21 protein-coding genes and 1 riboswitch are annotated in these 26098 nt (G+C 69.8%); of the genes, 5 read left to right on the top strand and 16 right to left on the bottom strand.

Annotation, left to right across the window (positions count from 1 at the left end):
• Window position 1 precedes the first annotated feature (1 nt).
• The 7 genes from ABD679_RS12085 to ABD679_RS12115 all read right to left on the bottom strand — a co-directional run bounded on the left by ABD679_RS12085 (window position 2) and on the right by ABD679_RS12115 (window position 8727).
• Window positions 2–859 carry a phosphatidate cytidylyltransferase gene (locus ABD679_RS12085; protein WP_344760228.1) on the bottom strand — a complete coding sequence of 286 codons (858 nt, stop codon included), beginning with the start codon at window positions 857–859 and terminating at the stop codon, window positions 2–4.
• On the bottom strand, window positions 856–1587 hold the full coding sequence (gene uppS, locus ABD679_RS12090) for a polyprenyl diphosphate synthase (protein WP_344760229.1): 732 nt from the start codon (window positions 1585–1587) through the stop codon (window positions 856–858). Before uppS ends, ABD679_RS12085 begins: the two co-directional genes overlap by 4 nt.
• Window positions 1588–1720: 133 nt before the next feature.
• Window positions 1721–2278 carry a ribosome recycling factor gene (gene frr / locus ABD679_RS12095; protein ID WP_344760230.1) on the bottom strand — a complete coding sequence of 186 codons (558 nt, stop codon included), beginning with the start codon at window positions 2276–2278 and terminating at the stop codon, window positions 1721–1723.
• Between the two features lie 194 nt (window positions 2279–2472).
• Complete coding sequence (locus ABD679_RS12100) at window positions 2473–3387, bottom strand: cation diffusion facilitator family transporter (protein WP_344760231.1); 915 nt, start codon at window positions 3385–3387, stop codon at window positions 2473–2475.
• Between the two features lie 93 nt (window positions 3388–3480).
• On the bottom strand, window positions 3481–4197 hold the full coding sequence (gene pyrH, locus ABD679_RS12105) for a UMP kinase (RefSeq protein WP_344760232.1): 717 nt from the start codon (window positions 4195–4197) through the stop codon (window positions 3481–3483).
• 155 nt (window positions 4198–4352) lie between these two features.
• Window positions 4353–7925, bottom strand: a complete 3573-nt coding sequence (gene mfd / locus ABD679_RS12110) for a transcription-repair coupling factor (RefSeq protein ID WP_344760233.1) — start codon at window positions 7923–7925, stop codon at window positions 4353–4355.
• 208 nt (window positions 7926–8133) lie between these two features.
• Complete coding sequence (locus ABD679_RS12115; RefSeq protein ID WP_344760234.1) at window positions 8134–8727, bottom strand: GNAT family N-acetyltransferase; 594 nt, start codon at window positions 8725–8727, stop codon at window positions 8134–8136.
• A 125-nt stretch (window positions 8728–8852) separates the two neighbouring features.
• Here ABD679_RS12115 and ABD679_RS12120 point away from each other — a divergent pair, with 125 nt between their 5' ends.
• Window positions 8853–9791, top strand: a complete 939-nt coding sequence (locus tag ABD679_RS12120) for a cation diffusion facilitator family transporter (RefSeq protein WP_344760235.1) — start codon at window positions 8853–8855, stop codon at window positions 9789–9791.
• Window positions 9792–9948: 157 nt separating this feature from the next.
• On the opposite strand, the gene ABD679_RS12125 is transcribed toward ABD679_RS12120, so the two are convergent.
• A complete protein-coding gene (locus tag ABD679_RS12125; RefSeq protein ID WP_344760236.1) occupies window positions 9949–10806 on the bottom strand; it encodes a 23S rRNA (adenine(2030)-N(6))-methyltransferase RlmJ in 858 nt (285 codons plus the stop codon).
• 163 nt (window positions 10807–10969) lie between these two features.
• Between ABD679_RS12125 and creB the strand changes: the two genes are divergently transcribed.
• From creB to creD, 3 genes are all read left to right on the top strand, one after another.
• On the top strand, window positions 10970–11656 hold the full coding sequence (creB, locus tag ABD679_RS12130; protein WP_344760237.1) for a two-component system response regulator CreB: 687 nt from the start codon (window positions 10970–10972) through the stop codon (window positions 11654–11656).
• Between the two features lie 24 nt (window positions 11657–11680).
• Window positions 11681–13120 carry a two-component system sensor histidine kinase CreC gene (gene creC / locus ABD679_RS12135; RefSeq protein ID WP_344760238.1) on the top strand — a complete coding sequence of 480 codons (1440 nt, stop codon included), beginning with the start codon at window positions 11681–11683 and terminating at the stop codon, window positions 13118–13120.
• Between the two features lie 380 nt (window positions 13121–13500).
• Window positions 13501–14829, top strand: a complete 1329-nt coding sequence (gene creD, locus ABD679_RS12140) for a cell envelope integrity protein CreD (RefSeq protein WP_344760239.1) — start codon at window positions 13501–13503, stop codon at window positions 14827–14829.
• An 80-nt stretch (window positions 14830–14909) separates the two neighbouring features.
• Here the strand turns inward: creD and gcvP are convergent, their stop codons facing one another.
• A complete protein-coding gene (gene gcvP / locus ABD679_RS12145; RefSeq protein WP_344760240.1) occupies window positions 14910–17804 on the bottom strand; it encodes an aminomethyl-transferring glycine dehydrogenase in 2895 nt (964 codons plus the stop codon).
• A gap of 49 nt (window positions 17805–17853) precedes the next feature.
• A riboswitch (glycine riboswitch) is annotated at window positions 17854–17975 on the bottom strand.
• Window positions 17976–18240: 265 nt separating this feature from the next.
• Between gcvP and ABD679_RS12150 the strand changes: the two genes are divergently transcribed.
• Entirely contained in the window at window positions 18241–19503 is a 1263-nt protein-coding gene (locus ABD679_RS12150) for a multidrug effflux MFS transporter (RefSeq protein WP_344760241.1), read from the top strand.
• Between the two features lie 8 nt (window positions 19504–19511).
• Here the strand turns inward: ABD679_RS12150 and ABD679_RS12155 are convergent, their stop codons facing one another.
• The 7 genes from ABD679_RS12155 to ABD679_RS12185 form a co-directional block, all read right to left on the bottom strand.
• Window positions 19512–20645: a hypothetical protein gene (locus tag ABD679_RS12155; protein WP_344760242.1), complete on the bottom strand. Its 1134-nt coding sequence runs from the start codon at window positions 20643–20645 to the stop codon at window positions 19512–19514.
• A 75-nt stretch (window positions 20646–20720) separates the two neighbouring features.
• Window positions 20721–22712 carry a M2 family metallopeptidase gene (locus ABD679_RS12160; RefSeq protein WP_344760243.1) on the bottom strand — a complete coding sequence of 664 codons (1992 nt, stop codon included), beginning with the start codon at window positions 22710–22712 and terminating at the stop codon, window positions 20721–20723.
• Window positions 22713–22828: 116 nt separating this feature from the next.
• The gene (locus ABD679_RS12165; protein ID WP_344760276.1) at window positions 22829–23350 is read right to left on the bottom strand and encodes a hypothetical protein; all 522 of its coding nucleotides are present in this window, start codon (window positions 23348–23350) and stop codon (window positions 22829–22831) included.
• A gap of 196 nt (window positions 23351–23546) precedes the next feature.
• Window positions 23547–23810 carry a cell division topological specificity factor MinE gene (minE, locus tag ABD679_RS12170; protein ID WP_344760244.1) on the bottom strand — a complete coding sequence of 88 codons (264 nt, stop codon included), beginning with the start codon at window positions 23808–23810 and terminating at the stop codon, window positions 23547–23549.
• A 3-nt stretch (window positions 23811–23813) separates the two neighbouring features.
• Window positions 23814–24623: a septum site-determining protein MinD gene (gene minD / locus ABD679_RS12175; protein WP_344760245.1), complete on the bottom strand. Its 810-nt coding sequence runs from the start codon at window positions 24621–24623 to the stop codon at window positions 23814–23816.
• Between the two features lie 24 nt (window positions 24624–24647).
• Window positions 24648–25454 (bottom strand): septum site-determining protein MinC, encoded by an 807-nt coding sequence (gene minC, locus ABD679_RS12180; protein ID WP_344760246.1) that lies wholly within the window; start codon window positions 25452–25454, stop codon window positions 24648–24650.
• A 2-nt stretch (window positions 25455–25456) separates the two neighbouring features.
• On the bottom strand, window positions 25457–26068 hold the full coding sequence (locus ABD679_RS12185; RefSeq protein WP_344760247.1) for a GNAT family N-acetyltransferase: 612 nt from the start codon (window positions 26066–26068) through the stop codon (window positions 25457–25459).
• Window positions 26069–26098 lie beyond the last annotated feature (30 nt).

Here is a 26098-nt window from a genome sequence, read left to right on the forward strand (position 1 = left end):
TTCAGAAGCCGAGCAGTTCCTTGCCGAGCAGGAACACCGGCAGGGCGGCGAGTACGCCGTCGAGGCGGTCGAGCACGCCGCCGTGGCCCGGGATCACGTTGCCCGAATCCTTGGCGCCGACGTGGCGCTTGAGCAGGCTCTCGAACAGGTCGCCGACCACCGAGAACAGCACGGTCGCCAGCGCCACCAGCGCCAGCGCCGGCAGCTGCGCGGGCGCGGCGCCGGCCAGCCAGCCGAACGCAAGCCCGGTGGCGACGCCGGCCACCACGCCGCCGAGGAGGCCTTCGATGGTCTTGTTCGGGCTGATCCTTGGCGCCAGCTTGCGGCCCTTGAACAGCTTGCCGCCCAGGTGGCGGCCGGCGAAGTAGGCACCCGAGTCCGCGGCCCAGACGATCGCCAGCGCCGTCAGCAGCCAGCGATGGCCCATCGGCGGATCGCCCTGCACCGGCTGGTCGCCGTGGATCAGCACCAGCGCGCACCACGCCGCCAGCGTCGCCAGCGTGCCGGCGGCGAGCTTGAACACGCGCGCATGGGTGTCGTGGTCGGAGGCGAAGGAGGAAAAGCGCAGCCACAGCAGCGCCAGCAGCCACCAGCCCACGCCCACCACGGCGACGATCTGGAACAGCACGAACGAACCCTGCGCCGCCCACACCATCAGCACCATCAGCAACAGGTTGAGCAGCAGCAGGATGGTCCGCTGCAAGGTGTCGTCGACCTCCGCCAGCTTCAGCCATTCCCACAGCCCGGCCAGGAACACCACCGCCGCCACCGCCGCCATCCACGGCGTGGGCAGCAGCAGGATCGCCAGGATCGCCAGCGGCGCCATCAGCAGTGCGGCGATCACGCGGGTGCGGGTCATTCGGAGGTCTCCAGTGCGGCGGCCTGCTCGCCGGTGAGGCCGTAGCGGCGCTCGCGGCCGGCGAAATCGTCCAGAGCGCGCGACAGGGTCGCCGCGTCCAGCTCGGGCCACAGGGTATCGGTGAACCACAGCTCGGTGTAGGCCAGCTGCCACAGCAGGAAGTTGCTGATGCGCATGTCGCCGCCGGTGCGGATGAACAGGTCGGGCGGCGGCAGGTCGGCCAGCGCCACGCGCGAGGCGAACAGTGCCTCGTCGATCTGGTCCGGTTGCAGCCGGCCCTCGGCCACGTCACGCGCCAGCGCGCGCGCGGCCATGGCGATGTCCTGGCGGCCGCCGTAGCTGGCGGCGATGTTCAGCGCCAGGCGCGTGTTGCCGGCGGTCTGGGCCTCGGCGGCTTCCATGCGCGCGCGGATCTGCGCGGCGAAGCGCCCGCGCTCGCCAATGAAGCGCACGCGCACGCCGCGGCGGTCGAGTTCGACCACCTCGCGCTCGAGCGCGTTGAGGAACAATTTCATCAGCGCGCCGACTTCCTCCTCCGGCCGGCCCCAGTTCTCGCTGGAGAAGGCGAACAGGGTCAGCGCGCCGATCCCGCGCTCCAGGCAGAAGTCGATGCACAGGTTGACCGCCCGCGCGCCCGCCCGGTGCCCGACCATGCGCGGCCGCCTGCGCCGCGCGGCCCAGCGGCCGTTGCCGTCCATGATGACGGCGAGGTGGCGGGGGAGGGTCATTGGGGCGCCGGGATTCGGGATTGGGGATCGGGGATTCGAGAAAGCAGGGAAACGCCTGCGCTGGCGCCATGCCGTGGAGCCGGATGCATTCGCTCTTCCGAATCCCCCGTCCCCGATCCCGGATCCCGGGTCCTCATACCGCCATCAATTCCTGTTCCTTCGCCTTGACCACCTCGTCGACGTCCTTGATGCCCTGGTCGGTGAGTTTCTGGATGTCGTCGGCGGCGCGGCGGTCGTCGTCCTCGGAGATTTCCTTCTCCTTGAGCAGGTCCTTGACCTGCTGCAGGGCGTCGCGGCGGATATTGCGGATCGCGACCTTGGCGTTCTCGCCCTCGCCGTGGACCAGCTTGGACAGCTCCTTGCGGCGCTCCTCGGTCAGGGCAGGCAGGTTGATGCGGATCACGGTGCCGGCGGTGGTCGGGTTCAGGCCCAGATCGGAGGCGAGGATCGCCTTCTCGACCGGCTGCACCATCTGCTTTTCCCACGGGGTGATGACCAGCGAGCGTGCGTCGGCGACGGTGACGCTGGCGACCTGGGTCAGCGGCATGTCCGAGCCGTAGTAGTTGACCTTCAGGTGGTCGACCAAGGCGGTGGAGGCGCGGCCGGTGCGGACCTTGGTCAGGTCGTGGCGCAGCGATTCCACGCTCTTGTTCATGCGGGTCTGCGCATCCTTCTTGATGTCGTCGATCATGGCCGGCTCCGGGGCAAAGGCATAATCCCGGGATTATAGGGTGAAGCGGCGGATCACGAATCGGGGACCCAGGCGGCCCCGTGCCCCAGGTCACCCCGCGGGCTCGGCATCAGCCCCGAGCGCCTGATCCAGGCGCCGGAAAACCTCGCCGCCGAAGCCGCTCCTGCAGCCTCGCCGGCAACGAAGCCGGCCTCTCAGTGCCCCTGGTCTGCCTGCGCATGCATATCCTGGATGCAGGCCTCGCCGCGCTCGATCTGCAGCGTGGGATGGTGGATGCCGAAGCGTTCGTCGAGATCGTGGACGAGGCGGCCGATGAACGCGTCGTGGTCCCCGGCCTCCGCGCGCACCAGGTGCGCGGTCATGGCGACTTCGCCGGCGCCCAGCGGCCAGATGTGCAGGTGGTGCACGGCCGAAACCCCCGGCTGTCCGGCAAGGAAGGCCTGCACGGCCGCCTGGTCGATGCCCGCGGGCACCGCGTCCATGGTCGCGTCGAAGCTGTCGCGCAGCAGGGCGAACGCGCCAACCGCCACCACCGCGCCGACCAGCAGTGCGGTCGCCGGGTCCAGCCAGGCCCAGCCGAGCGTGAGCATGCCGATGCCGGCCAGCACCGCGGCCAGCGATACCGCCGCGTCGGCGACCAGGTGCAGGTAAGCGCCGCGGCGATTGAGGTCATGGGCGTGCCCGTCGCGCACGAACCAGGCCGCGCCGAGGTTGACCGCGATGCCGATCGCCGCGACCACGATCACCGGCGTCGCCGGGATCTGCGGCGGCGCGCCCAGACGGCGCACGGCCTCCCACGCCAGCGCGCCGGAAAAGCCGATCAGCAGGGCGGCGTTGGCCAGCGGCGAGAGCAGCGTCGCGCGTCGCCAGCCGTAGGTGTGGCGCCCCGTCGGCCGCCGTTTGGCGAGCACCGCCGCGCCCCAGGCCAGGCCGAGGCCGAGCACGTCGCCGAGGTTGTGCAGCGCGTCCGACAGCAGCGCCAGCGAATCGGTGGCAAAGCCGTAGCCGGCCTCCAGCGCGGTGAAGGCGAGGTTGATCAGCGTGATCGCGGCAAATGCGCGCGTCGACGAGCCGTGGTGATGGGCGTGGGAGTGCGAGTGGCCGTGCATGGGAGGGCATGCTGCCAGTGGAGGGGGGCGGACACTATTTCAGGAGGCCAGGGGCTGGGGACTCCTGCTTTTCCCGAGTCCCGAGTCCCGCTTTCACCGCACCAGCGTGCCGATTTCCTCGCCCCGCAGGATGCGCAGCAGCACGCCCGGCTGGCCCATGTCGAAGATGCGCAGCGGCAGGCTGCTGTCGCGGGCCAGGGCGAAGGCGGCGGTGTCCATCACGTTGAGGTTGCGGCTGATGACCTCGTCGTAGCCCAGCGTGTCGAAGCGCTTGGCGTCCGGGTTCTTCTTCGGGTCCGAGTCGTAGACGCCGTCGACCTTGGTGGCCTTGAGCAACAGGTCGGCGCCGATCTCGATCGCGCGCAGCGCGGCGCCCGAGTCGGTGGTGAAGAAGGGGTTGCCGGTGCCCGCGGCGAAGATCGCGATCCGGCCCTTTTCGAGATGGCGGATGGCGCGGCGGCGGATGTAGTCCTCGCACACGTCGTTGATCTTGATCGCGCTCATCACCCGGACCTTGCCGCCCAGTTTCTCCAGCGCGTCCTGCATCGCCAGCGCGTTGATCACGGTCGCGAGCATGCCCATCTGGTCGCCGGTGACCCGGTCCATGCCGCCGGCCGCCAGGCCTGCGCCGCGGAAGATGTTGCCGCCGCCGATCACCACGCCGATCTCGGCGCCGGCCTGCTGCGCCTCGATGACCTCGCGCGCCAGGCGGCCGATCACCTTGGGATCGATGCCGTAGTCCTCGTCCCCCATCAGGGCCTCGCCGGAGAGCTTGAGCAGGATGCGGCGATAGGCGAGTGGGGATGACATGCGGGGCTCCGGGCGGGCAAACGCGGCAATTCTAGCTGAAGGGTCGGGATCGGTGATTGGCCTTTTTGCAGGAGCGGCTTCAGCCGCGAGCTCTTTGCGTGCAGGTCGATCAGGCAAAAAGCTCGCGGCTGAAGCCGCTCCTGCAGGATTGCGGGTTACGCGGCCTTGTCGGGCCGCAGCGCGGTCAGCAGCCCGCGCGCGGCGTTGAAGCGGGTGGCGGCGTCGGGCAGGTCGAGGGTGATGCGCAGCTTGTCCGGGCCGTCCATGCGGTAGTGCTTCGGCTGGCCCTGGATCAGGCGGATGACCGCCATCGGGTCCACGTTCGGCTTCTCGACGAACTGCAGCCGGCCGCCGTTGGCGCCCAGGTCGAGCTTGCGGATGCCCAGCGCGTTGGCCTGCAGCTTCAACTCGGCGGTGGCGAACAGCGACTTGACCGGGTCGGGCAGGAGGCCGAAGCGGTCGATCATCTCCACCTGCAGCTCCCGCAGTTCTTCGGCGTCGCGCGCCGAGCTGATGCGCTTGTACAGCATCAGCCGGGTGTGCACGTCGGGCAGGTAGTCCTCGGGGATCAGCGCCGGCACGTTCAGCAGTACCTCGGCGCCGCGGTCGTGGATGGCGTCGTCGTCCGGCAGCTTGCCGGCCTTGATGCTGCGCACCGCGCGCTCCAGCAGTTCGGTGTAGAGGCTGAAGCCGACTTCGGCCATCTGCCCGCTCTGGTCCTCGCCCAGCAGTTCGCCGGCGCCGCGGATCTCCAGATCGTGGGTGGCCAGGGTGAAGCCGGCGCCGAGTTCGTCCATCGATGCGATCGCTTCCAGCCGCTTGCGCGCGTCGCTGGTGATCGAACGCTTGTCCGGGATCACCAGGTACGCATAGGCGCGATGGTGCGAGCGGCCCACGCGCCCGCGCAGCTGGTGCATCTGCGCGAGGCCGAAGCGGTCGGCGCGGTTGATGATGATGGTGTTGGCATTGGGGATGTCGATGCCCGACTCGATGATGGTCGAGCACAGCAGCACGTTGAAGCGCTGCTTGTGGAAGTCGAGCATCACCCGCTCCAGCTCGCGCTCGGGCATCTGGCCGTGGGCGATGCCGATGCGCGCCTCCGGTACCAGCTCCTGCAGCTGGCGCTGCATGCGGCCGATGCTCTCGACATCGTTGTGCAGGAAGTAGACCTGCCCGCCGCGCGCCAGTTCGCGCTCGAAGGCCTCGCGCAGCTGTGCGTCGTCCCACGGCACCACGAAGGTCTGCACCGCGAGGCGATGTGCCGGCGGGGTGGCGATGATCGCCAGGTCCCGCAGCCCGGCCATCGCCATGTTGAGCGTGCGCGGGATGGGGGTCGCGGTCAGTGTGAGCAGGTGCACGTTGGCGCGCAGCGCCTTGAGCGCCTCTTTCTGGCGCACGCCGAAGCGCTGTTCCTCATCGACGATCACCAGCCCCAGGTCCTTGAAGCGCACGTCCTTCTGCAACAGGCGGTGGGTGCCGACGATCACGTCGATCCTGCCCTCGGCCAGACGGTCCAGTTCGGCCTTGTTCTCCTTGCCGGACTTGAAGCGCGACAGCACTTCCACGCGGATCGGCCAGTCGGCGAAGCGGTCGGCCATGGTGCGGTAGTGCTGCTCGGCCAGCAGCGTGGTCGGCACCAGCACCGCGACCTGGCGGCCGCCGGTGGCGGCGACGAATGCCGCACGCACGGCCACCTCGGTCTTGCCGAAGCCGACGTCGCCGCAGACCACGCGGTCCATCGGCTGCGAGGACGACAGGTCGCGGATCACCGCCTCGATCGCGGCATGCTGGTCGGGCGTCTCCTCGAACGGGAAGGTCGCCGCGAACGGCTCGTACATCGCGCGGTCGACGTCGATCGCCAGGCCCGCGCGGGCTTGGCGCTTGGCCTGGATCTCGAGCAGTTCGGCGGCGACGTCGCGGACCTTCTCGGCGGCCTTCTTCTTCGCCTTCGTCCACTGTTCGCCGCCAAGGCTGTGCAGCGGCGCGGTGTCCGGCGACGCGCCCGAGTAGCGGCTGACCAGGTGCAGCTGCGCGACCGGCACGTACAGGCGGTCGCCCTTGGCGTACTCGATGTCGAGGTATTCGCCGGGCTGGCCACCGGCCTCCAGCGTCACCAGCCCGCGGTAGCGGCCGACGCCGTGGTCCTCGTGCACGATCGGGGCGCCCTCGGACAGTTCGCCGAGGTCGCGGATGATCGCTTCGGGCTCGCGCCCGGCGCGACGGCGGCGGCGCGGTTGCGAGGCGCGTTCTGGAAACAGCTGGCGCTCGGTGAGGATGGCGAATGGAACGCCGCCCGCGGCGTCCGCGTCGAGCGCGAAGCCGTCGTCCAGCGGTGCGACCGCGATGTGTACGTTCTCCATCCCCTGCGCGGACGGATCGACTGCCGCCATTGGAGCGACGCTGTCGCCACGCCGGACGCCGGCAATGAAATCCTGGAACGATGCCAGCACATCCGGTCGAATACCGGCGGCGTGCAACACTTCCAGCAATGCCTCGCGCCGCCCGGCGGTGTCCGCGGCAATCAGTACCTGGCCGGGATAACTGCCCAGGAACGACTTCAGCGCCGCGGCCGGCTGCGCGTCCCTGGCCACCAGCGGCAACTCCGGCGCCGGCTGGTCACCCAGTGCGGCGGCCTGCGCGTGGCGCGGGTGCTGCGCACCGCAGACCTCGATCCGGTCGCCTGCGTTGAGCCGTTCGCGCAGCGCCGCCGGCGGCAGGTACAGCGCGTCGGGCGGCAGCAGGGGGCGTTCGATGTCATGGCGGCGCTGTTCGTGGCGTTCGCCGGTCTGCTTCCAGAAGTGATCTGTCGCCTCGGCCACGCCGGCAGCGACCAGCGGCAGCGTGTCGTCGGCGAGATAGTCGAACAGCGTCGCGGTGCGGTCGAAGAACAGCGGCAGGTAGTACTCGATGCCCGCCGGCGCGTGGCCGGCCTTCAGGTCCTGGAACAGCACGCTGCGGCGGGTGTCGATGTCGAAGCGCTCGCGCAGCGCATCCGTCGCGCGTGCGGTGGACGCCTCGTCCAGCGGCACCTCGCGGCCGGGCAGCAGCTGCACCGCCTCGACCTTGTCCAGCGAGCGCTGCGTCTCCGGATCGAAACCGCGGATGGTGTCGATGGTGTCGTCGAACAGTTCGATCCGGAACGGCGCGTCCGCGCCCATCGGATACACGTCCAGCAGCGCGCCGCGCACGGCGAAGTCGCCCGGGTCGAACACCTGCGGCACGTTGCGGTAGCCGGCGGACTCCAGCCGGCGCTTCTCCGCGTCCATGTCCAGCGTCTGTCCGACGCGGATGTCGAAGCTGCCGCCGACCACGTAGGCCAGCGGCGCCAGCCGCTGCATCAGCGTCTGCACCGGCACCACCACGATGCCGCGCCGCAGCGCCGGCAGCCGGTGCAGGGTCGCCAACCGTTGCGACACGATCTCCGGGTGCGGGCTGAAGTGGTCGTACGGCAGGGTTTCCCAGTCGGGGAAGTTCAGTACCGGCAGCGCGGGGTCGTCGCCGACCAGCGTGCGCAGGTCGGCTTCGAGCTGGTTCGCGTGCTGGTTGTCGCGCGCGACGGCCAGCAGCGGGCCGCCATGGGCGCGCGCGGCGCCGGCGATCGACCACGCCAGCGCGCTCGCGCTAGCCGGCTGGCGCCAGTACGCGCGCTGCTGCCCGGTCCTGGGCAGCGGCGGGGCGGGGACGGCGGGGACAGCGGGGGATCGGGGGGAATCGGGGGTCCGGGACATCTGCATCCGCAACAACGACAGCGCCGGACGCGATGCGCCCGCCGCAGGGACGTCCATTTTAGCCGCTCGCGGCGACGGCATCGCCGCGATGCGGGATCAGCGCGCGATCGCGCTCATTCGACGGTCGCCGGGTCGATCGGGAGGGTGATCCCCGGGGATGCGGCCGGGAAGCCGATGCCTGTGACAGGCGCCGGCGCTCGGCCTCTGGCTAACCGGGCGGGCGCGGCCCTTCACCGCGACCGGCCGATGTTTTCCGCGCACTGGACGGCGACAGGTCGAGCACCACGCGGACCAGGCCCGGCGTGCCCGCGGATTCGCGGCGGAAATCCAGCGAATCGAGCAGCGACAGCATCGGCTGGTTGTCCTCCAGCACCTCGCCCCACAGGCGGTCGAGCTTCTTGCCCTTCGCCCAGCGCACCAGCCGTCGCATCAGGTGCCGGCCCAGGCCCATGCCGGCGACGTAGTGGCTGACGAGGATGGCGAATTCCGCGTCGCGCGTGCCCGGCGCGATCGCCGCGCGCGCGACCGCGCCCACCAGCGCCTCGCCGGGCGGCAGCGGCTCGGCGGCGACCAGTGCGAACTCGGTCTTCGGCTGCGGCTGGGTCAGGCGCTGCAGCGTTTCGTCGCTCAGCTCCTTGACCCGATGCTGGAAGCGCTGCCGCACTTCCTCGGGCTGCAGCAGGGGGAACGAGGCCTTCAGCGGACCAGCGTCGTCGGCGCGGATCGGCCGGATCAGGATTTCACGGCCGTTGGCCAGGCGCAGTCGTTCGTGCCAGGGGGGGAGTCGGTTGCGAGCGCTCATGCGGGAAAGATGGCATCCATGGCGTTAAGGAACCCTAGCCGCCGTGAAGAACGGGTGTTCGGCGCGCGTTGCGGATGCCAGGACGAGGTTGCACCATGCCGGTCCCGACGAAACGGATATGCCCAATGGCCGGCAGCGGCGATTCCACCCGCGCGATCTTCTTCGCGCTCGGCGCCAACTTCGCGATCGCCTGCGCCAAGGGCGTGGCGGCGTTCTTCACCGGTTCCAGCGCGATGCTGGCCGAAACCGTGCACTCGCTGGCCGACTGCGGCAACCAGCTGCTGCTGCTGCTCGGCGTGAGGCAGTCCCGGCGCCCGCCGTCGCCCGATTACCCGCTCGGCTACGGCAAGGCGATCTACTTCTGGTCGTTCCTGGTGGCGGTGATGCTGTTCACCGTCGGCGGCATGTTCTCGCTCTACGAGGGCATCCACAAGTTGCAGCAGCCAGAGCCGCTGCGGCAATGGGGGTGGGCGGCCGGCGTGCTGGTGTTCGGCATCGTCGCCGAGGGCATCTCGATGCGGACCTGCATGCAGGAAGTGAACAAGGCGCGCGGCGGGCGCAGCCTGTGGCAGTGGTTCCACGGCAGCCGCCAGGCCGAGCTGGTGGTGATCTTCGGCGAGGACCTGGCCGCGCTGTTGGGCTTGGCGTTCGCGCTGTTCGCGGTGCTGATGACGGTGGCCACCGGCAACCCGATGTGGGACGCGCTGGGCACCATCGCCATCGGCGCGCTGCTGATCGTGGTGGCGGTGTTCGTCGCCATCGAGGTCAAGGCGATGCTGATCGGGCAGGGCGTGCACCCGGAGCGGCAGGCGCAGATGCGGACCTTCCTCGAGGCGCGCCCGGAGATCGCGCGCGTGTTCAACCTGATCACCCTGCAGCTGGGCAACGAGGTGATGGTGGCGGTGAAGGCGCGGATGCGCGCGGCCGACGCCGGCGCGCTGGTGGCGCAGGTCAACGCGGTGGAGCAGGCGATGCAGGCGGAATTCCCGGACGTGCGCTGGAGCTTCTTCGAGCCGGATGTCTCCGACGACGACGTGCACGGGGCGTCCAGCCCGGCGAACTGAGTCAGCGACCCTTGCAGGAGCGGCTTCAGCCGCGAGCTTTTGAATGGCCGGGCTGGCAAGACAGAAGAGCAAATCCTCCGTACCCACCCGGGTCCCGGGTCCCGGGTCCCGAGTCCCGAGTCCCCAAAAAGCTCGAACACTGATGGCGATTTCGCGCTTATTCCGGCGGGCGCAGCCACTCCAGGCGGGTCGAGGCGCCGGCTTCGCCCAGCGCGCCCTGCAGCGCGCGCAGCGCCGGTGCCAGCGCCGCGTCCAGCTTCCAGGGGGCATTGAGCAGCAGCAGGCCGCTGCCGTTCATGCGCAGCGGCGAGTCATCGGCACGCACCAGCAGTTCCGCCACCAGCGCCGACTTCGCCGGCAGCCGCGCGGCCTTGCGCAGGAAGGGGTGCAGGGCGCGCCGCAGCTTGATCGGGTACCACAGCGAGTAGGTGCCAGTCGGCCAGCGCGCCAGCGCCTCCTTCAGCGCGGCCAGCGCGGCGCTGAATTCCTCCAGCTGCGCCTCGTACGGCGGGTCCACCAGCACCAGTCCGCGGGCGTAGCGCAGCGCGCCGTGGCGGGGCGGCAGCAGCGCGCGGACCGCGGCGTAGCCGTCGCGCGCATGCACGGCCATGCGCTCGTCGCCGGTGAAGTTCGCGCGCAGCGCCTCGGCCTCCACCGGCTGCAGCTCGCAGCAGGCAATCCGGTCCTGTTCGCGCAGCGCGTGGGCCAGCAGCCACGGCGAGCCGGGGTAGGCGTCCGCGCCGTGGGCAGCGCGGCAGGCTTCCACCGCGGCGAGGTAGCGCTTGATAGCCGACTCGCGCGGGCGCTCGGCCAGCAGCCGCGCGATGCCGTCCTCGGCTTCGCCCGTGCGCTGCGCGGCGGTGGAACCGAGCCGGTACAGCCCGCGCCCGGCATGCGTGTCCAGCGCGAAGCACGGCGCCGGCTTGGCCACCAGCGCGTCGCAGATCGCCAGCAGCGCGACGTGCTTGAAGACGTCGGCATGGTTGCCGGCGTGGAAGGCGTGGCGATAGTTCATGGGAGACCGGGACTGGGGAATGGGACTGGTGATTGCAAGCAGCGGGGAGCAGCTACCATCCCGTGCAAGGGTATCCCGGATGCAAAGCACCCGACCGATCCGTACGTTGCCAGTCCCGAGTCCCGAGTCCCGAATCCCTCAGCCCGCAGCCCCCACCACCCCCATGCCCTCCATCCTCCTGGTCGAAGACGAAACCGCGATCGCCGACACCGTGCTCTACGCGCTGCGGGCCGAGGGCTTCGAGGCCGAGCACTGCCTGACCGGGCAGGACGCACTGCGTGCCGCGCAGGGCGGCACCCACGACCTGGCGATCCTCGACGTCGGCCTGCCGGACATCGGTGGCTTCGCGCTGTGCCGCGAGCTGCGCCGCGGGCGCGACCTGCCGGTGATCTTCCTCACCGCGCGCGACGCGGAGGCCGATCGCGTGCTCGGGCTGGAACTGGGCGCCGACGACTACGTGGTCAAGCCGTTCTCGCCGCGCGAGCTGGTGGCGCGGGTGCGCGCGCTGCTGCGGCGGGTGCGGGCGGCGGCGGAGGCACCCCGCGCGGCGGCCACCGGGGCGTTCGAACATGACGCCGAAGGCATGCGCATCCGCTACCACGGCCATGCGCTGGACCTGACCCGCTACGAGTACGGCCTGCTCGCCGCGCTGCTGGCGCGCCCCGGCGCGGTGTTGTCGCGGGCGCAGCTGATGGACCGGGTCTGGGGCGACGCGCTGGAGAGCGGCGACCGCACCGTCGATACCCACGTCAAGACGCTGCGCGCCAAGCTGCGCGCGCTGGCGCCGGGCGAGGATCCGATCCGCACCCACCGCGGGCTCGGCTATTCGCTCGAGCTGGCGGGACGCTGAGCCCGTGGGGCGGGACGCGCGAACATGAAGATCGGCCTGCGCATCCTGCTGGGCTACTTCGTCATCGTCGCGCTGGCGGCATGGCTGCTGGGCAACGTGTTCGTGCAGGAGGTCAAGCCGGGCGTGCGCCAGGCGATGGAGGACACCCTGGCCGACACCGCCAACGCGCTGGCCGAGCTGGCCGCCGACGACTTCCTCGCAGGCCACATCGCCGACGGCCGCTTCGCGCGCCGCATGCGGGCGCTGGGCGAACGCGACATCGACGCGCACATCTGGGGCTTCCGCAAGCAGGCCAGCGACTACCGCGTCTACGTCACCGACGCGCGCGGCATCGTGGTGTTCGATTCGGCCGGGCGCGACATGGGGCGCGACTACTCGCGCTGGAACGACGTCTTCCTCACCCTGCGCGGGCAGTACGGCGCGCGCTCGACCCGCAGCGACCCGGACGACGAGAACTCCACCGTCATGCACGTTGCCGCCCCGATCCGCGATGCGGACGGCCGCATCGCCGGTGTGCTGACGGTGGCCAAGCCCAACCGCGCGATCGCGCCGTTCATCGAGCGCAGCCAGCAGGCGGTGCTGCGTTGGGGCCTGGTCCTGCTGGGCACCGCGCTACTGGTCGGCGTGCTCGCGGCCTGGTGGCTGTCGCGGCAGCTGGGGCGGCTGCGACGCTATGCGCAGGCGGTGACCGCGGGCGAACGCGTCGAAGTACCGCGCACGGCGGGCGAGTTCGACGACCTCGGCCGTGCACTGGCGACGATGCGCGACCGGCTGGAAGGCAAGCAGTACGTCGAGCAGTACGTGCATGCGCTCACGCACGAGCTGAAAAGCCCGCTGTCGGCGATCCGCGGCAGCGCCGAACTGCTCGAGTCGCCGCTGCCCGACGCCGACCGCGTGCGCTTCGTCGCCACCATCCGGGCCCAGGGCGACCGCATGGCGCAGATGATCGACAAGCTGCTGGCGCTGGCCGCGGTCGAACACCGCCAGCGCCTGGAGCAGCCCGCGCCGGTGGCGGTAGCCGGGCTGCTGGACGAAACGCTGGCGCAGGTCGAAACGGCCGCCACAGCGGCGGAAGTGTCGCTGGCCCGCGATATCGGCGATCCGGGCGCGGTGGTGGTGGGCGACGGTTTCCTGCTGCGGCAGGCGCTGGCCAACCTGCTCGACAACGCGATCGACTTCGCGCCGCACGGCAGTGTGGTCGAGATATCGGTGCAGCGTGACGGCGACACGCTGCGGCTGGCGGTGGCCGATCGCGGGCCGGGCGTGCCGGACTATGCCGCCGGTCGCGTGTTTGAACGGTTCTATTCGCTGCCGCGGCCGGAGGGCGGCAGCCGGAGCAGCGGGCTGGGGTTGTGCTTCGTTGCGCAGGTGGCGGAGTTGCACGGCGGGTGTGCGGGGCTGGTCAATCGCGAGGGTGGCGGTGCGGTGGCGAGTATCGAGCTGCCGGCCGCGGCGACGCCGTGACCCTTCTCCCGCGTGCGGGAGAAGGTGCCCGAAGGGCGGACGAGGGCGCGAGCGCAGCGAGCTGCTCCTGCTGTCTCCGCGAATAACAAGATCAAGTCCAGGTTCAAGATCAAGAGCGTTTCGCGCGCTGAGCGCGCGAGCCACCTTTCTTTGCTTGTGCAAAGAAACCTGGCGCAAAGAAACACGCCGCACATCCATGTGCGGCGCCCTCCGGGTCTTGTCCGCCGGCTCCGCCGCTTCGGAGGGGCCCCGAAGGTCAAGATCAACAGCAACAGCAACAGCAACAGCAAAGGCAACTTCACCGCCACTTCACCATCGCGCCATCGTCCCGCCGCGGCCGGTCGCCATCGTGCGGTCCTCACACGACGAGGGGAAACACGATGCGACTGGGCTTCAAGATCCTGATGGTGCTGGGCCTGACCCTGGCCATCCTGGTGCCGCTGGCGATGATCCGCGGCGTCATCCATGAGCGCGAGGGCTACCGTGCGGAGGCGGTGGCCAAGGTGGCGCGGAGCAATGCCGGGCGGCAGTCGCTGGCCGGGCCGGTGCTGGTGGTGCCTTACAGCGAGCAGGTGGAGGTGGTCGAGCGCGACAAGTACGGGGTCGAGCAGGTGGTGCACCGCACCGAGCGGCGGCAGTGGGTGTTTTTCCCGAAGACGCTGGACGTGGGCGGGAAGCTGGAACCGGAGGTCCGCCGCAGCGGGCTGTACCGGGTGCGGGTGTATGCGTGGCAGGGACATGCGCAGGCGGACTTCGACGTGCGCATTCCCGACGACGCCGATCCGGCCGCCGCGCGCAGCATCGGCCGCCCCTACCTGGGCTACGCGGTCGGCGACGTGCGCGGGCTGCGCAAGTCGCGGCTGCAGGTGGACGGCCGCGAGGCGAAGGTGCTGCAGGGCCTGGACGGGCAGGGCGGCGACGGCGTGCACGCGCGCCTGCCGGCGCCGCGCGCGGGGCAGCGGCTCGCGTTGCGCAGCCGCCTGGATTTCACGCTTGCCGGCACCGAGTCGCTGGCCGTGGTGCCGCTGGGCGACAACAACCACGTCGCGCTGGACTCGCCGTGGCCGCATCCGAGCTTCGTCGGCACGCTGTCGCCGGACGTGCTCGACGTCGGCGACGACGGATTTCGCGCGAGCTGGGACCGCCCGGCGCTGGCGTCGAACACGCAGGCGCAGGTCCTGCGCGGCTTGAAGCGGGGTGGTGGCAACGCATCCAGCGTGCTGGCCGGCGTGGACGGCATCGAGCTGAAGCTGATCGACCCGGTCGACATCTACACCAAGGCCGACCGCGCCACCAAGTACGGGCTGCTGTTCGTGGCGCTGACCTTCGTCGGCTTCTTCATGTTCGAACTGATCCGGCAGCTGCGCATCCACCCGGTCCAGTACGCGCTGGTCGGGCTGGCGCTGGCGATCTTCTTCCTGCTGTTGGTGAGCCTGTCCGAGCACATCGAGTTCGGCTGGGCGTACCTGGTCGCGAGCGTGGCGTGCATCGGACTGCTGGGCTTCTACCTGAGCGCGGTGCTGCGCAGCGCGCTGCGCGGGCTGGGTTTCGCGGTGATGCTGGCGACGCTGTACGCCGCGCTCTACGGCCTGCTCGTGTCGGAGGACAACGCGCTGGTGCTCGGCGCGGGCCTGCTGTTCGTGATCCTGGCGGCGGTGATGGTGCTGACCCGCAAGGTCGACTGGTACCGGCTGTCGGTCGCTGGCTGACGCGACGCCGGCGCGGCGCCGGAGCACAAAGCGAAAAGCCCCGCACCGCGGGGCTTTTCGTGTGTCGCGGCAGCCTGGGACTACGCCACGTCCGGCTCGCTGAACGCCTCCGGCTCCTCGTCGGCGGAGCCGATCGGGATGCAGCTGCAGAACACGTTCTTGTCGCCGTGCACGTTGTCCACGCGCGCCACCGGCGGCCAGTACTTCTGCTGCCGCAGGCTGGCCAGCGGGAACGCCGCCAGCTCGCGCGGGTAGGCATGGGTCCACTCGCTGGCCGAAACCTGCGCCGCGGTGTGCGGGGCGTTGAGCAGCGGGTTGTCGTCGCGTTCGAGCTTGCCTTCCTCGATCGTACGGATCTCCTCGCGGATCTGGATCATCGCGTCGATGAAGCGGTCCAGCTCGTGCAGCGACTCGCTCTCGGTCGGCTCGACCATCAGCGTGCCGGCGACCGGGAAGCTCAGCGTCGGCGCATGGAAGCCGAAGTCGATCAGGCGCTTGGCGACGTCCTCGGCGCCAACGCCGGTGGCGTCCTTGAGCGGGCGCAGGTCGAGGATGCACTCGTGCGCGACCAGGCCGTTGCGGCCGGTGTAGAGCGTCCTGTAATGCGGCGCGAGCCGGCGCGCGACGTAGTTGGCGTTGAGCAGGGCGACCTGGCTGGCGCGGCGCAGGCCGTCGGCGCCCATCAGCGCGATGTACATCCAGCTGATGGGAAGGATGGAAGCACTGCCGTGGGCGGCGGCGGAGACCATGCCGACGCCGCCTTCGGGTGCATCCCCCGGCGCCGTGCGCGGCAGGAACGGCGCAAGGTGCGACTTCACCGCGCAGGGGCCGACGCCGGGGCCGCCGCCGCCGTGCGGGATGCAGAAGGTCTTGTGCAGGTTCAGGTGCGACACGTCCGAACCCCACTTGCCGGGGCGGGCGAGGCCGCACAGCGCGTTCATGTTGGCGCCGTCGGTATACACCTGGCCGCCATGCCGGTGCACGATCTCGCAGATCTCGACTACGTCCTCCTCGAACACGCCGTGCGTGGACGGGTAGGTGATCATGATCGCGGCGAGGCGGTCGGCGTGCTTTTCGGCCTTGGCGCGGATGTCCTCGACGTCGACGTTGCCGTTGGCGTCGCAGCGCGTGACCACGACCGTCATGCCGCACATCTGCGCGGAGGCCGGGTTGGTGCCGTGCGCGGACTCGGGGATCAGGCACACGTCGCGGTGGCCTTCGCCGCGCGAGCGGTGGTAGGCGCGGATCGCCAGCAGGCCGGAGAACTCGCCCTGCGCGCCCGAGTTGGGCTGGAAACTGACCGCGTCGTAGCCGGTGATCGCCACCAGCATCTTCTCCAGGCCGTCGACCAGGTCCTTGTAGCCCGCAATCTGCCCGGCCGGCGCCAGCGGGTGGATGTCGGCGAACTCCGGCCAGGTGACCGGGATCATCTCGGCGGTGGCGTTGAGCTTCATCGTGCACGAGCCCAGCGGGATCATCGTGCGGTCCATCGCCAGGTCCTTGTCGGCCAGCGCGCGCATGTAGCGCAGCAGTTCGTGCTCGCTGTGGTGGGTGTTGAACACCGGGTGGGCGAGGAACTTCGAGCCGCGCAGCAGCGCCGCGGGCAGGGCGTCGGGCGTGGCTGCGTCCAGCGCGTCGATGTCGTCGATGGCCGCGCCGAACAGGCCGGCCAGCGCGACGACGTCATCGCGGGTGGTGGTCTCGTCGAGGCTGATGCCGACGGCGGCGTCGCCGAGGTCGCGCAGGTTGATCCGCGCCGCGCGCGCCCTGGCGTGGATCGCTGCGGCGTCGATGCCGGTGACGTGCAGGGTGTCGAAGAAGTCGTCGCCGACCGCGACACCTGCCTTGCCCAGCGCGGCGGCAAGGATCGCCGCCAGCCGGTGCGTGCGGCGCGCGATGCACACCAGCCCGTCGGGGCCGTGGTAGACCGCGTACATCGCCGCCATCACCGCCAGCAGCACCTGCGCGGTACAGATGTTGGACGTCGCCTTCTCGCGGCGGATGTGCTGCTCGCGGGTCTGCAGGGTGAGCCGGTAGGCGGGGTTGCCCTCGGCGTCGACCGATACGCCGATCAGGCGGCCGGGCATCGAGCGCTTGTAGGCGTCGCGGCAAGCCATGAAGGCCGCGTGCGGGCCGCCGAAGCCGAACGGCACGCCGAAGCGCTGGGTGTTGCCGACGACGATGTCCGCGCCCCATTCGCCGGGCGCGGCGAGCAGGGTCAGCGCGAGCAGGTCGGTGGCCACCGACACCAGCCCGCCGCGCGCGTGCACGGCCTCGACCAGTGCCTTGTAGTCGTGGACGCGGCCGAAGGTGTCGGGGTACTGCAGCAGCACGCCGTAGCTCTCGACGCCGGCCGCGTCGGCATCGTCGCCGACGTGCAGCTCGATGCCCAGGCCGCCGGCGCGCGTGCGCAGCACTTCCAGCGTCTGCGGGTGCACGTTCTTCGACACGAAGAACACGTTCGACTTCGAGCGCGAGGAGCGCTTGGCCAGGGTCATCGCCTCGGCCGCGGCGGTGGCCTCGTCGAGCAGCGAGGCGTTGGCGATTTCCATGCCCGTCAGGTCGGCGACCATGGTCTGGAAGTTGATCAGCGCCTCCATGCGGCCCTGCGAGATCTCCGCCTGGTAGGGCGTGTAGGCGGTGTACCAGGCCGGGTTCTCGAGGATGTTGCGCAGGATGACGTTCGGCGTGTGGGTGCCGTGGTAGCCCTGGCCGATGAAGCTGCGGAAGACTTCGTTTTTGTCGGCGATGGCGCGGATCTTCGCCAGCGCGTCGACTTCGGTCAGCGAGGCGGGCAGGTCGAGCGCGCCGGTCGAGCGGATCGAGCCGGGGACGATGGCGTCGGTCATCGCCTCGAGGGATTCCTGGCCGATGGCGCGCAGCATGTGCGCGACCTCGGCGTCGTTGGGGCCGATGTGGCGCTCGACGAAGGCGGAATGGTGTTCCAGGTCGCGCAGGGAGGGCGTGTTGGGCATGAGGGCATCCATGGTGGCGATGAGAGCCGGGCGTGCGTCGCCGCACGATGGGTGCCCCTCTGTCCTTTTGCCTGAGAGTTTGGAAGTGCGCAGGGGAGGATTGCGCGCTTCGTGCCCCTTCGGCGCCGGCCCTGCCGAAAAGCGGCAGCCGGTCTCTCCAGAGTGTTGTTGTACGCGGCGGTCTGGGGCCTGAGCGATTACGGGCGTTGCGCCTTCGGCAGCGGCCTCGTGCCGGTTGGCAAGGACCGCTTCTCCCACCGCGTGCTAGCGGCGGATTATAGCCCGGCGACCGGAGGCGGGCGTTCAGCGGCGGCGCGGCGCTCCCTGCCGGACCGGGACGCTCCGTCCCGCGTGCTCCGGCGGCATGCCGCGTAAGATGGCCGGCCGCTCCCGCCGGGGCGTCTCCGCCCACGCAGCCTTCCCCCGTTCATCCTCCATGACCGCGCCCCAGCCGCCATCGGCCGTCCCGCTGCGCCGCCTCGCGTTCCTGCTCGGCGGGCTGGCGATGTTCGGCCCGTTCTCGATCGACACCATCTTTCCGGCGTTCGAGCGCATCGGCGCGGAGCTGGGCGCCGACAAGGTGGCGATGCAGCAGACGATCAGCGTGTACCTGGTCGCCTACGCGCTGATGAGCGTGGTGCACGGGCCGCTGTCGGACGCGATCGGCCGGCGCAAGGTGATCATCGGCGGTCTGGCCGTGTTCGTGCTCGCCTCGGTGGGCTGCGCGCTGGCGCGCGACCTGCCGACGCTGCTGGCGTTCCGTGCACTGCAGGGGCTGTCGGCCGGCGTCGGCCTGATCGTCGGGCGCGCGGTGATCCGCGACGTGCTGCATGGCGACGACGCGCAGCGGCTGATGAGCCAGGTGTCGATGATCTTCGGCGTGGCACCGGCGATCGCGCCGATCATCGGCGGCTGGATCCTGGGCTGGAGCCACTGGTCGGCGATCTTCTGGTTCCTGGTCGGCTTCGCGCTGCTGCTGTTGCTGGCGGTGTCGACGAGCCTGCCGGAAACCCATCCGCCGCAGATGCGCCTGTCGCTGGCGCCCGGGCGCCTGCTGCGCGACTACTGGGCGATCTTCGCCAACCCGCGTTTCCAGCGGCTGGCGGCGTCGGGCACGTTCAACTTCAGCGCGCTGTTCCTGTACATCGCCTCGGCGCCGGCGTTCGTGATGGACCTGATGGGGCTGGGCGAGCGCCAGTTCGGCTGGTTCTTCATCCCGATGATCGGCGGCATGATGCTCGGCGCGTTCACGTCCGGGCGCACGGCCGGCCGGATCAGCGGCGCGCGGCTGGCCAACATCGGCTTCGCCTGCTGCGGCGTCGCGGCGGTCGCCAACGTGGCCTACAACCTGCTCGTGCCGGTGCCGTCGATCCCGTGGGCGGTGCTGCCGATGGCGCTCGGCTCGTTCGGCATCGCGCTGGTGTTCCCGATCCTGACCCTTGCCGTACTCGACATGTACCCGCGCCAGCGCGGTTCGGCGTCGTCGCTGCAGGCCTTCACCGGGCTGGTGATGAACGCGGTCGTGGCCGGCCTGCTGTCGCCGCTGCTGAGCCACAGGGGCATCCACCTGGCGCTCGGCTCGGCCGTGTTCGCGCTGCTGGGCTGGGTGTTCTGGCGCTGGGAAATGGGCCGGGCCGGCCGCCGCGTGCCCGAGTGCACGCCGGAGGCCGCGGCGCTGGAGCCGACCGAGCGGCTGTAGCGGCGCGGTTACGGCAGCGGCGAGGGCGGGCGGCGCCCTGTCTCGCAGATGCCCAGGTTGTCGTCGTCCCATGTGGGGAGGCCAAAAAAGGGCAGCAGGGGTGGGCCAAGCATGGACTCGCGCGGATCGATGGGCGTCCATTCGGCGCGCAATTGCTGCATCCGCTGCTGCGCCTGGAGGCGTTGTTCCGGCGTCGCCACGCTGTCGAGTGCGTCGACCTGCATCGCAAAGATATCTGCCTGTGACTGCGCCGGCGGCGGGATGCCATCGCGGGCGTACGCCTGCCGTACCAGGAGTGCCAGTGCCATCGTCTCGACGAGATCCTGGTTGACCGCCTGCCGCAGGTAAGAACCCCCGGCAAACCCGACATCGGTCAAGTGCTGCATGGCCGGGCTGTCGGTGTACTGGACCGGGTCGGGCATGTAGGCCCCGATGAGCGCGAACAGCGCCAGCGGGTCGCCGGCCGCGGCGGCGCGCCGGGCCATGGTTTCCGCTTCGCGCCTGTAAGCCTCCAATGCCGCGAGATTCTTCAGAGTGTCGGCTCTCACGAAACCGATCCCAATCGCGTAGTGGGTCATGGCCGGCACATGTCCACCCAGCGCTGCGGCGCGCCAGTAACGCATCCGCTCCTGCGACGATGCAAGGGGCACGCCGTCGCAGCGCGGGGATAGCCGGTCCAGGCTGTCGGCCCACCGTTCCATCAAAGCGGCGTGGTTGCGCATGTCCTCTTGCGTCATGCCCTGCGGGCGCAGGGATGCCTGGCGCTCGAAAACGCGCGCGGATTCGTGCAACGAATTGCAATGGTCGAGTTCCATGGCCAGGCGGCACGCCGCGCGTGGGTCGCCCTGCGCGGCTTCACGCTTGAGTTGGTCCAGGGTGCGCCGCAGGGGCAGGTCGGTGGATGGCAGCGGCCGGGCATCGGGCGCGGCGCCGGTCCGGTCGTCCACGGCGACGGCGCCACCGGTGGCTGCGATGCCGTCGGCCCCGGTGCCGGCTTGGCCGGCGGCGTCCAGCGTACCTGCCGCAGGCGGGTGGCTGGCGCCGGAGGCGGCTGGCCAGGTCCACCACAGCCAGCTGGCGAGTCCCGCGACCGCACAGGCAATAAGGGCCAGTGTCGCCAGGCGTCGGATGCGTATGGTCATCGCACTGTACCGCCGTGCCGCCGTGCAACGGTCCGGCGCCGGGTGCTTCCTGCACGGCGCGGACGGGGTTCTGCGTCAGGGCGCGCCGGCATTCTTGCTCGCCGTGTCGTCAGTTTTCCTGGCTTCGCCGGGCGTCGGCTTCGGCGCCGGCACCTGCCAGCCGCAGGATTGGCCTTCGTTCTGCTGCTTGAGCCACTCCTGCAGCGGCGCGAAGTATTCCAGCACCGGCGCGGCATCGAGCTTTTCGCTGCCGGTCAGTTCCTTCATCGTCTGCTGCCAGGGCTGGCTCGCGCCCTTGTCCAGCATTGCCCAGAACTTCTGCCCGGCGACCTTGTTGCCGTAGAAGCTGCACTCGTACAGCGGGCCCTTGTAGCCGGCTGCGTCGCACAGCGACTTGTAGAACTGGAACTGCAGGATGTGGGCGAGGAAGTAGCGCGTGTACGGCGTGTTGGCCGGCACGTGGTACTTCGCGCCCGGGTCGAAGAACTCCTCGCCGCGCGCTTCCACCGGCGCTACGCCCTGGTACTTCGCCTTGAGCTGCCACCAGGCGGTGTTGTACTCGGACGGCTTGATCGAACCGTCGAACACGCCCCAGCGCCAGCGGTCGATCATCAGCCCGAACGGCAGGAACGCCACCTTCGCCAGCGCCATGCGCATCTGCGAGTTGATCAGCGTGTCGTGGCCCTGCTTCTGTTCGTCGACCAGCCCGATCGAATGCAGGTACTGCGGCGTCATCGCCAGCACGATGGTGTCGCCGATCGCTTCGTGGAAGCCGTCGTTGGCGCCGGCCTGGAACAGCGGCGGCTGCTTGTTGTAGGCCAGGTCGTAGTACAGGTGGCCGAGCTCGTGGTAGATCGTGGTGAAATCTTCCTCGTTGGGCTTGATGCACATCTTGGTGCGCACGTCGCCGGCCATGTTCATGTCCCAGGCGCTGGCATGGCAGACCACGTCGCGGTCGCGCGGCTTGATGAACTGCGAGTTGTCCCAGTAACTGTCAGGCAGCTTCGGCATGCCCAGCGAGACGTAGAAGTCCTGCGCGCGCCGGGTCATCTTCTTCGCCATCCCGAGTTGCGCGGCGTGGACCACCTCGGCGCGGCCGTCGGTGTCCAGCATCACGTTCTGCTTGACCAGCATCTGGTTGAGGTTGGCCTCGTACTGCTTCTTCAGCGCGCCGGTGACGTCGAGGCTGCCGGCGTCGGGGTAGGGCTGGAGCAGGTCCCACAGGTTGCTCCAGTCCTGCTGCCACATGTTGCCCATCAGGTGCGCGGGCAGCATGCCGTCGACGGAGCCTTCGCCGGGATACTTCGATTCCAGCCGCGTGCGCGCGTAGCAGTGCAGCTGGTCGTAGAGCGGCTTGACCTGCTCCCACAGGCGGTCGGTTTCCGGGCCGACCTGGGTCGGTGGCATGTCGTAGCCGGAGCGCCAGATTTCGCCGGCGTCGGCATAGCCCATGTCGCGGGCACCCTGGTTGACCAGTTCGACGAAGCGCGCGTAGTCCTTGCGCATCGGCTTGGCGATCGAATGCCAGCCGCGCCAGGCGTCGAGCTGGTCGTCGTAGTCGCGGTCGTTGCGCAGCACGTCCTCCAGCTCGCCGAGCTGGCGGCAGTCCGCGTCGTCGCCTTCGCCCCTGCAGTAGGTGCCGGCGCCGTACATGCCTTCCATCGCGGTGGCGATGCGGGTCAATTCGGCCAGTTTCCCGGGGTCCTGCGGCGGCGGCATCGAGGTGCCGATCTTGAGCAGGTTGATCGCGCGCGCGGTCTGCGGCGACATGTCCTTGCCCTCGAAGCGCTTGGCCTGTTCGAGCCAGCTGTTGAGCTGGGTCAGGAAACGCTCGTTGGACTTGGCCGCGATCAGCTTGCTGTCGTCGGTGATGTAGGTGTTGGAGATCCACTGCGACGCGGTCATCTCCGGGTACATCGCCCTGAGCTCGCCGTTGACGCGTTCGATGAACTGGTCGGCGGTTTCGTCCTTGGGGATGGAAGCATCGGGCGAGCGCTCGCGCTTGCATGCCGGAAGCGCGAGCGTGCCGGCGACGAGCAGGGCGAGCAGGAGATGGCGTTTGGTCACGGAATTCCCCGGGCCGTGGACAGGAAGGCGCAGGCTAGTGTGTGGTCGCGGCCGCCGCAAGCATTGACAGCGCCTGCGCGGGCGGGTGCGCAGCGATTCGGCGCAATTGGCTGCAGTTAGGTGGCAGTTACGTGCTTTTTGCCGGGCAATTGCGCGCCGACGGGCGCGTCGGGCAAGACCGGCTTGCGGGCTGCATCGACCAGGCCGCGTTCGGCCAGCCACGCCCAGGCGGCTTCGGCATCGCGCTCGAAATACGCCGCCGCCGAGCCGAGCCGGAACGTGTAGCCCCAGGCATCCATGTCCGCCAGCACGCGCGCGCGGCCGACGCCGGGCAGGAGGTCGCCGAGCAGCGCCTGCAGCAGGCAGACGGCGTCCTCTTCCTCGACCGAATCGGTGGCATCGGTGTGCACGGCCGCGCGGCGTACGGGCGGCAGCACGATCAGGTGGCAGGCTTCGTGCAACAGCGAGTGCACGGGCGTGTCGCCGCGCGCATGGACGCTGGTGCCGATCAGGCCGGCCTCGCACTCGCCCCAGTAGCTGCCGGGGATGGGGGCGTCGTCGGCGACGCGTTCGAGCTGCAGGCCGTAGCGGGCGAGGAGGGCGGCGGCGTCTGCGAAGGAAATGTCGCGCAGGCGCAGGACCTCCGTGCCGTACTTTTCTCTCTCCCCTCCAAGGGGCCCTTGCTTTGCTCCCTCCCCTTCAAGGGGAGGGCCGGGGTGGGGATGGGGTTTGGTGGGATGCATGCGCGGGTTCACTGCGGCTGATGGGAAACCCGTCCCCACCCAACCCTCCCCTTGAAGGGGAGGGCTTTTTATGGTCCATCTTGGAGGGAGATCACGCCGTCGCCGCGCGCCCCTCGGGCAGCGCCACGGAAATGTCGAGCACGTCGTGTTCGCCGTCCTTGACCACGTCCACCTTCACCGCTTCCGCGTCGATGCTGACGTACTTGCGGATCACTTCCAGCAGTTCGCGCTGCAGCAGCGGCAGGTAGTCGGGGCCACCGCGGTTGGTGCGCTCCTGGGCGATGATGATGCGCAGGCGGTCCTTGGCGATCGAGGCGGTGTTCTTCTTCGCCTTGAGGAAATCAAACATGCCCATGCCTCAACCCCCGAAGATCTTGCTGAAGAAGCCCTTCTTCTCCAGCTGGGTGAAGCGCATGGGCCGCTCCTCGCCCATCAGCCGCGCTACGGCGTCGTCGTAGGCCTGGCCGGCCATCGACTCCATGTCCAGGATCACCGGCTCGCCCTTGTTGGAGGCGTTGAGCACGTCGCCGGACTCGGGGATCACGCCGATCGTCTTCAGGCCCAGGACTTCCTCCACGTCCTTGACCGACAGCATCTCGCCGCCATCCACGCGCTGCGGGTTGTAGCGGGTCAGCAGCAGGTGCGCCTTGATCGACTCGCCGTCCTCGGCGTGCTTGGTCTTGGAGTCGAGCAGCCCCAGGATGCGGTCGGAGTCGCGCACGCTGGACACTTCCGGGTTCACCACGACCACCGCCTGGTCTGCGAAGTACATGGCCAGGAAGGCGCCCTTCTCGATGCCGGCCGGGGAATCGCAGATGACGTAGTCGAAGCCGTCCTCGGCGAGGTCCTTGAGTACCTTCTCCACGCCTTCCTTGGTCAGTGCGTCCTTGTCGCGGGTCTGCGAGGCGGCCAGCACGAACAGGTTGTCGAAACGCTTGTCCTTGATCAGGGCCTGGCGCAGCGAGGCCTCGCCCTGGGTGACGTTGACGAAGTCGTACACGACGCGGCGCTCGCAGCCCATGATCAGGTCTAGGTTGCGCAGGCCGACGTCGAAGTCGATCACGACGACCTTCTTGCCGTGACGCGCGAGGCCGCAGGCGAGGCTCGCGCTGCTGGTGGTCTTGCCAACGCCGCCCTTGCCCGAGGTGACTACGATGATTTCAGCCAAAATGCTTCTCCGTGGTTGGCCGCGTCAGTCCAGCGCGGCGATCTTGAGTTCTTCTTTTTCAAGCCACACCTGCACGGCCTTGCCGTGCAGTTCCTTCGGGATGTCTTCCAGCACCTTGTAGTTGCCGGCGATGGCGACCAGTTCGGCGTGGAACGCACGACAGAAGATACGTGCCTTTTCGTTGCCCTGCGCGCCGGCCAGCGCGCGGCCGCGCAGCGTGCCGTAGATGTGCACCGAGCCGTCGGCGATGACCTCGGCGCCGGCGCCCACGGTGGTCAGCACCGTCAGGTCGCGGTTGTCGGCGTAGACCTGCTGGCCCGAGCGCACCGGCGTGGCCTGGATCAGGCCCGGCTGGCCCGCGGCGACGGCCTTGGGGGGCGCCTTCGCCTCGGTCCTGGCAGGGGCAGGTTCGGCCGCGTCCCGCGGTGCGGGGGCCGGCGCTGGCGCTGGCGCCGCCACGGGCGCCCCGCCAGCCGATTCGTACTGGGCCCGGAACTTGGCCAGCAGCGGCAGGCCGAGCTCGGTCGCCAGCTTCTCGTTGTCGCTGCTGCCGTAGGCCAGCGCGACCGGCAGCACGCCGGCTTCGCGCAGTCCGTCGAGCAGGGCGCGCGCGGTGGCGGCATCCGGCGTGGCGGCCAGGCCGCCGAAATCGACGATCACCGCCGCGCGCGCGAACAGCTTGGGCGCGCGCTTGACCCGGTCGGCCATTTCCGACGCCAGCCGCGCCACGTCGAGCGTGCGCACGCGCAGGTTGGCGATGCCGACCTGGCCGATCTTGAGTTCGCCGGCGGGCTCGTAATCGTGCGCCGGGGATGCGGAGGGCGCCGCCACGCTCAGGTTCCCGTCGCGCGATGCGGCGCCGGGGCGGGCTCGCGCGGGCGGGTGAGCCAGGGGACGTTGGGCAGCCGGTCGCCGTACCGCTCGCGCACCCAGGCGTAGCTGCACAGCTCCTTGATCAGCATCGAGGCGCGGATGCCGGACGGCTCGCTGTCGGTCCCCGGCATCACGTGCTGGCCGACCTCGTTGAAGCCGAAGCTGCCGTGGAACACCCGCGCCGGGTCGCTGTCGTGCTCGATGAACACCTCGCAGGCCAGCTGCGGGTAGCGCAGCTCGGCATAGCCCTGCACGTCGGCGTAGAACGCACGGCCCAGCCCGCCGCCGCGGCGGCGGCTGGCCACCACGATGCGGTCGATGTAGAAGAAGCGCTCGAAGCGCTCCCGGAACCAGCGGAAGTTGCTGCTGTCGTGGTCGCTGTCGGAGCCGAATCCCACCAGGAAGCCGGACAGCGTCCCGTCGCGGATGGCGACGCGGAAGTACTCGGCAGTGTCGAAGAAACGGCGCAGCCGCGCGGCATCGAGCGGAAGGATGGCGGGGCCGGCGGCGTTGTTCAGGGCAAGGATGGAATCCAGCTCGTGCTCGCGCACGTCGCGGACGACGATCGACATTCCTGACTCCCTTGCTTCAAAGGTACGGCA

Source organism: Luteimonas lutimaris (genome assembly GCF_039537065.1).
Classification (GTDB): domain Bacteria; phylum Pseudomonadota; class Gammaproteobacteria; order Xanthomonadales; family Xanthomonadaceae; genus Luteimonas; species Luteimonas lutimaris.

Bases quoted from the DNA above. Each gene is read 5' to 3' on its own strand.
- mfd (WP_344760233.1), bottom strand. From the start codon at position 7,925: ATGTCCCGGACCCCCGATTCCCCCCGATCCCCCGCTGTCCCCGCCGTC.
- ABD679_RS12150 (WP_344760241.1), top strand. From the start codon at position 18,241: ATGACCGCGCCCCAGCCGCCATCGGCCGTCCCGCTGCGCCGCCTCGCG.
- ABD679_RS12085 (WP_344760228.1), bottom strand. From the start codon at position 859: ATGACCCGCACCCGCGTGATCGCCGCACTGCTGATGGCGCCGCTGGCG.
- frr (WP_344760230.1), bottom strand. From the start codon at position 2,278: ATGATCGACGACATCAAGAAGGATGCGCAGACCCGCATGAACAAGAGC.
- ABD679_RS12185 (WP_344760247.1), bottom strand. From the start codon at position 26,068: ATGTCGATCGTCGTCCGCGACGTGCGCGAGCACGAGCTGGATTCCATC.
- creD (WP_344760239.1), top strand. From the start codon at position 13,501: ATGCGACTGGGCTTCAAGATCCTGATGGTGCTGGGCCTGACCCTGGCC.
- ABD679_RS12115 (WP_344760234.1), bottom strand. From the start codon at position 8,727: ATGAGCGCTCGCAACCGACTCCCCCCCTGGCACGAACGACTGCGCCTG.
- creB (WP_344760237.1), top strand. From the start codon at position 10,970: ATGCCCTCCATCCTCCTGGTCGAAGACGAAACCGCGATCGCCGACACC.
- minE (WP_344760244.1), bottom strand. From the start codon at position 23,810: ATGGGCATGTTTGATTTCCTCAAGGCGAAGAAGAACACCGCCTCGATC.
- gcvP (WP_344760240.1), bottom strand. From the start codon at position 17,804: ATGCCCAACACGCCCTCCCTGCGCGACCTGGAACACCATTCCGCCTTC.
- uppS (WP_344760229.1), bottom strand. From the start codon at position 1,587: ATGACCCTCCCCCGCCACCTCGCCGTCATCATGGACGGCAACGGCCGC.
- ABD679_RS12125 (WP_344760236.1), bottom strand. From the start codon at position 10,806: ATGAACTATCGCCACGCCTTCCACGCCGGCAACCATGCCGACGTCTTC.
- ABD679_RS12120 (WP_344760235.1), top strand. From the start codon at position 8,853: ATGGCCGGCAGCGGCGATTCCACCCGCGCGATCTTCTTCGCGCTCGGC.
- ABD679_RS12100 (WP_344760231.1), bottom strand. From the start codon at position 3,387: ATGCACGGCCACTCGCACTCCCACGCCCATCACCACGGCTCGTCGACG.
- ABD679_RS12155 (WP_344760242.1), bottom strand. From the start codon at position 20,645: ATGACCATACGCATCCGACGCCTGGCGACACTGGCCCTTATTGCCTGT.
- pyrH (WP_344760232.1), bottom strand. From the start codon at position 4,197: ATGTCATCCCCACTCGCCTATCGCCGCATCCTGCTCAAGCTCTCCGGC.
- creC (WP_344760238.1), top strand. From the start codon at position 11,681: ATGAAGATCGGCCTGCGCATCCTGCTGGGCTACTTCGTCATCGTCGCG.